The sequence below is a fragment of the Algibacter lectus genome, assembly GCF_900112395.1.
Taxonomy (GTDB): domain Bacteria; phylum Bacteroidota; class Bacteroidia; order Flavobacteriales; family Flavobacteriaceae; genus Algibacter; species Algibacter lectus.
Genome location: NZ_FOLN01000024.1, coordinates 1 through 2367, shown reverse-complemented (window position 1 = coordinate 2367; position 2367 = coordinate 1). Strand labels below are relative to the sequence as shown.

Here is a 2367-nt window from a genome sequence, read left to right as displayed (position 1 = left end):
ATATGGAGTATCAAAAATAAAAACAGCTTAAAAACAAAGATTTTAAGCTGTTTTTATACTTTTTTAAGGGGTTGTGCAACGGTTACCATTGTTAGCAACTGCCTTTATTCAGATTATTTATTTAAACAAAACATATTCATCTCGTTTTTCAATCAGTTTTTTTTAATAAAATTCAATTTTACAGTCTGATAATTTAAAATTTCTTCCATCAGATAATTCAATTTTGTCATTAATCACTTTTCCTGTTATTAGTTTAAGTTTTTCTGCTCCTAAATCAATTTCTTCACGCCAACCTTCAATATCTCCTCTGTAGGATAATGAATGAAATAATTCTCCGTTTGGTAGTGTTAGTTTACAGTTTTCAGAGATAATTCCACCATATTTAGCGATTTCAAATTGTGAAGTTATTAAGTCAAATAAACCATTTTTATTATTTACAAAATTATCGTTTCCATCATCACTAATGTATTTGACTTCACTATTCTCAATAATTATTTTACCAGGGATTTCTCGGTTATTCATAAGGTTGCTCTTAGGTTGTTGCTAACGTTTATGTGTATGATTAGTGGCGTGTTTAAGCCACTAATTTAGCAAATACAAACCGAATAGAAAATCCGCGAGGATTTTCGTAAGCAAGCTCGAACTAGCCATTAATTATACACGGTGTTAGCGGCTTTATTTTATCCAAATTCCATAATCAAGATTACCTAAGACTCTTTTTAAATTTGCTAGGGCAATCATTTGTCCAACAGTCGTCAATGTAATTTGAAATATTTCGTTTGTTTTATAAACGTCCATTAATTTTTTATAAGAAGGTGCATTTTGTTCAATTAATTTTTCAAGTTCGTCATTCGGTATATCTTTAAGAAACTCATATCGTCTTTTTGTTATATCTCTAAAATCATTGCTGACAATATTAAGAGATGTTAAGGCTCCTGTAAATTGTAAATACTGTTTATTAGAAAGACTTAAATCAAAGCTATTACTTGTTAAACTTATTATTAATGAAGCTGGTTGTTCAAGTTGTCTTAAATCTGTTAATCCTGTATGTGTGATTGATGAAAGATAATGCACTAATGAAAGAAAGCTAATGTGTTCCGCAGTAAGTTTTGGAACTATTTTAATTGCCTCACTTGATACTATTGAAATGAAATTATTTGATTTTTTACTTATTCGCTCAATTAGGAGTTCAGATAATACATCAGCGTCAACATTGTCTCCTTTTCTTGCATTTGCCTCAACTACTTCATTAAAGCTAAATTGGACATCAGGGTCGGTAATTTTTTCAACATCAATTCGGTTAAAATTCTGTGCAAATTTTGTTTCAAATTTCTCGAGGTATTTTTCGATGTTTTGAGTTGCGGTTTGAGAAGCAATTTCTCTCAGTTTTGGAAAGTTTTCGTTTAATAATAAATGAAATATTTCTTTTACCTCAGAGAACTGTAATCCGACATTTTTTACTATTGTTATATCCTTACCAGCTTGCAACGAAGTCCCTCCGTCTCCTGTTTCTTGCTTTTGTTTTTCAAACATCTTTTTTGTTTTTGAATTTTTTTATTTTCACATCTCTCCCAGCTTGAATTCCAGTTGAATTATCACCGACTTTCTGTTTTTGTGCTTTTGATTTTTTAATTAAAAAAAAGGAAATTATAAAAACGCCTATTCCTGAAAATATCCATTCATAATTAGTTGAAAAAAAATTTAAAATCTGTTCCATATTTCAATTTGTTCTTGAGTGTTTTTTATATTGCCGCTAACGGTTAGGTATAAGGATAGTGCGTAGTTTGTGTGCGTGGATTTTCCGAAGGAAAATCATAAGCAAGCAAACAGGCATTTACTCTTGATTAGGTACTAAACTAAGCATTATTTTTATACAATGTTGCCATGCGTGGTGTTTTTTTGTCGGACTTATTTTACGAAAGATATGCGATTAAAAATAGAAAACTTTGAGTTTTTAGAGTAGGAGTAAAGTCAATCACATTTAAAAATCACGTTTTCTTTTTCAAAAGTCAGATGTTTTGCGCATTAGTAAAGTCAGTCGCTCTCTACAGTTACGCTTTGAATTGTCAGAAGTCGGTTGAGTAAGGTTTTTAGGAATATATTTTTAAACCACTTTGAGTCTCGTTTATATATTTTTTAGAGCCGAGTGAGCCATGAATGGCAACGTTTATGTATAAGGAAAGTTGCGTGTTTGTGTGCGAGGATTTTCCGAAGGAAAATCAGAAGCTAGCAAACGAGCAACTAACATTGGTTTAGCTAAAACTAGCAATTTTTTTTATACGGCTTAAGTTAGCATTTAAATAAAAAAGACTAATTTAAACATATAAAATAGAAAGCACAAAAGAGAGGAATAAGGTTAATTTATAC

The 2367-nt window shown here is 30.4% G+C and carries 3 protein-coding genes; all 3 read right to left on the bottom strand.

What is annotated here, in order from left to right; genetic code table 11:
- Window positions 1-162: 162 nt before the first annotated feature.
- Window positions 163-522: a hypothetical protein gene (locus BM246_RS19645; protein WP_074940704.1), complete on the bottom strand. Its 360-nt coding sequence runs from the start codon at window positions 520-522 to the stop codon at window positions 163-165.
- A 153-nt stretch (window positions 523-675) separates the two neighbouring features.
- Window positions 676-1533, bottom strand: a complete 858-nt coding sequence (locus BM246_RS19640; protein ID WP_074940701.1) for an LPO_1073/Vpar_1526 family protein — start codon at window positions 1531-1533, stop codon at window positions 676-678.
- A complete protein-coding gene (locus BM246_RS19635; protein WP_074940698.1) occupies window positions 1526-1717 on the bottom strand; it encodes a hypothetical protein in 192 nt (63 codons plus the stop codon). Before BM246_RS19635 ends, BM246_RS19640 begins: the two co-directional genes overlap by 8 nt.
- Window positions 1718-2367 lie beyond the last annotated feature (650 nt).